The following is a 3,281-nucleotide window of genomic DNA, read 5'->3' on the forward strand; positions in this document are numbered from 1 at the left end:
TTATCTACATACTCTTTCAAGTAGATGCGGACTGTTGTGCTTTCATGAGGTTGAAGAATTGGTATCGGAATGTCTCTTACAGGTTCAAAAACAGGATAATATATAGGTTGATTATCGCAGCCCTTTTTTAAACCAAAGAGAAAGTGGTCGAAATAATCCAATGCATCTGCAAATTGTCCAGCTTCAGACTGGTCTCCAAGTACATCTGTTGACACTGTGATGCTCCCGCCGTCTGGATTCCATTCATGCCATGGCCAGGAGACATTTATGTTTAGTTTGCCAGGAACTGACGGCCTATCGTAGTCGTTTGTAATCTTTACATCAATATATGCAGGTCTTTGAAGATAGTCTGGGTCGGCTTTAAGGAATGGTGCCTTTAACGGATTTGGCGTTGCAGAGTTGGCCGAAGAGGCAATATTTTCTGCAATGCCTTGAGCAGTATTTGCAATGAGGTCCGCAGTCATTTGGTTCGCAGGGACGCCTGCTTCTGTAAGCACTTCCTTTGCAAAGTAGTCAATTCCTTGTTTTGTTAGTTCATCAAAATTCGGAAGTTCTGGAGGAATTCCAAGGGATGCAAGACCAGAATCAACAAGGACAGTAAGCGCCTTCCTTAAACCCTCCCGCCAGTCCGAAGGAAGCCCTGGCAGGCTATTAACCACAAAGTTAATGAGCCCTGATTTTAAACTTGCATATGCCTGTGATACCCAATTTGTGATTTCCATTATTACATCAACAATGGATTTGAAGAATTTAACAATGCCATCCCACAATTCTCCCCACCATGACTTGTCTTCTTGTCTATCCCAGACCTGGATTTTTGTCCCAACAGGAAGCCACCTTGAGAGAAGTTCTTTTTCGTAGCGATCTGGAGTCATTGTAGGATCCTTATTAAAATAGTGATAATAAGGATAAAGCGTTTCCTTGCCATCGGTTACCTCAAAGTTCAACTCATACCATCTTGGTTTGCGATAGACAACATAGTAGTGTGCCCAATTCGGGTTTTGCCATTTGATCGGTTCATAGTGTGTTATCTTTACAGACGGGATATAAGTTGGGACGGGAATAATTTCGGTTTTGTATAGTGTTATTGTGTCTTGCTTCATATAATTAACTTTTACAACATCAGATATGGAGTAGTCGTTACTCCCTGGCGTTGACGATGGCAAAAACGCAACAGCACGCACATAATATGGAATATAATCGTTTGGCTTCATCGTTGAATCAGCTGGTGCAAAATCGTGGAATTTTACCGCAACCGAATTTTCAGTATTAGCGCAAAACTGGGGTGGAATTGGTGGCGTGTAGGTTTTAGAGTAAACAAGTCCTGAAGGTTTATCAACGGGATCTTTTACATCAAAGGGCTTTACGGATATTTGAAGGACAATTGTTTTTGTATCTTTTGGGAAGTTTTTAAACTGGAACCACTTTACAGTGCTTAGTGTATTGAAGCCGACTTCATTTATGTGCTCAAGTTTATTTGGGAATTCACCGTTACAAGTGATGTCTCCGTCTAGTCTGGTTACCCATAGTTCAAATGTAGAGGGCTTTAAAATTTGTTTTCCGTTTACTGTTATAACAGTTTGCCTTTGTGAGCCAGGTGTTTTTTGCCCGTAGAGGACTCTTATCCCTTCACCGGGGTCGCCAATACAATTCATATTCTTGTCAACCGGCACTGCGCGGACATAAAATGTTTGTTCGCTTTCTGTTTTAAAAATGGTCGGGTTTATTGGAATTATAGGGTTTGATGTGAATTTAGAAAAATCAATTGTAAATTCTTTTACTGCAGGTTTTATCGTGCCCGTTGAAACAAGACCACGGGGATTTTTCCAGTTATCCTGAAAGCCGGTAAAAGGCGCTCTTGAAACCTGCCACACAATTGCATAGGGAGTAAGTGTTCCATAATCAGCATAAAAGTATCTTACTTTATTGCCCGATGACTCTATGAACGCTCCGTCATCTGCCCTCGTATATAAAGAGCCTGTAACTACGGATATTTTATCTGTTGGTTTACTAACTGGTTTTGTTGCATCTGTTGCTGCATAGAGCGTGAGCTTTGTATTATAGGTTGGCGAAGTTAAAATGGCTTTTAAATCAAGTTGCTTAAGTTTTTCTTCCTCGCTCATTTGTGGAGGTGGTGGCAGAAGCATCACTTTTGCATTAATTGATGTTCTAAAACTTTCGTAAGTCCTCTTAACCAAAATTATTCCCTGTTCTCTTGTCGTGTTTGACAGAGGGTCAATCGTGTCCTGTGATACGCCCTTCATTATGCCATTTTGATATGCAAACTTCATCGCTGAAAGCGCCCAGGGTGCAATTTTATTCGCATCCCTGAAGGGGAAATTGTTTTCGTCAATCTTTGGAAGTTCTGAATATGCTTTGGATAGTGCTCGATAGATCATCGTTGCGATTTCCTGCCTTGTTATGGAAAGATTTGGTGAAAATTTACCACCGCCAGTTCCATTTACTATCCCTAATTGATATGCCTTTATGATCTCAGGGTTGTTTGTGTCTGAAAATGGCGTGCCACTTGCAGTAACTGTCTTGTTTGTTAATTTTGTGTAGAGTTTTACCACAATCACGCAGAATTCTTCACGGGTAATTGGTTGTTGGAATTTGCCCATAATGTCAGGGTATGTAAGCCCGTAGTTATAAGCCTGTGTTAATTCATCAATAGCCCAATTGCTTGCAGTTGAGTCATTAAAGATGGAGTTTGAAAATCCCGAAACACCCACTCCCCCCAAAAAATTTGAGAGGGTCATCATAAGAACTAAAATGCCTACTACAACTCTTTTGAGCAAAGATTTCATCCTCTCCTCCTTTTGTAGGTTTGCTCCCCCACAATCAATCTTGTCTAAATTGAACAAATTTTAGACCTAATTAATTTTATTACTTTTTGTAAAAAGTCAAATGTAGAAATTAAGGCGATTCTAATATCTAATCATTCGGATGATTTTTCCTTTGCCATTTCTTGTTTGCGCAAACTTGTTTTAAATTTTGGATTTTTAACCCCCTCATAAATACAGCATTGTTCGATTTTTAAGATGTTGAAACTATACCCATAGAACCCGCATAGTTTCGTAGAGACTGCATTAATACTTAGTTATAACCGCATCAAATAAGCGATTTTAAGGGGGATTTTTGAGGCAAAAAGGGTTAGAGTACTTATGAACAAATTTTCGCCTCTCTAAACGCACGCAAATGAAAGGTATTAAAGTGCCTTTTCATATAGTTTCTTTAAATGTAAGATTTTAGTATCTTACAAGCAACCCCAAAAATCCCTC

The 3,281-nt window shown here is 39.6% G+C and carries 1 protein-coding gene; it reads right to left on the reverse strand.

Features of this window, described 5'->3' with window-relative positions:
- A partial coding sequence (locus JHC30_05845) for an S-layer homology domain-containing protein (GenBank protein ID MCI4463672.1) occupies positions 1-2,807 on the reverse strand: 2,807 nt, incomplete at its 3' end.
- Between the last annotated feature and the right edge of the window lie 474 nt (positions 2,808-3,281).

It is taken from the genome of Caldisericum sp., assembly GCA_022759145.1.
Taxonomy (GTDB): domain Bacteria; phylum Caldisericota; class Caldisericia; order Caldisericales; family Caldisericaceae; genus Caldisericum.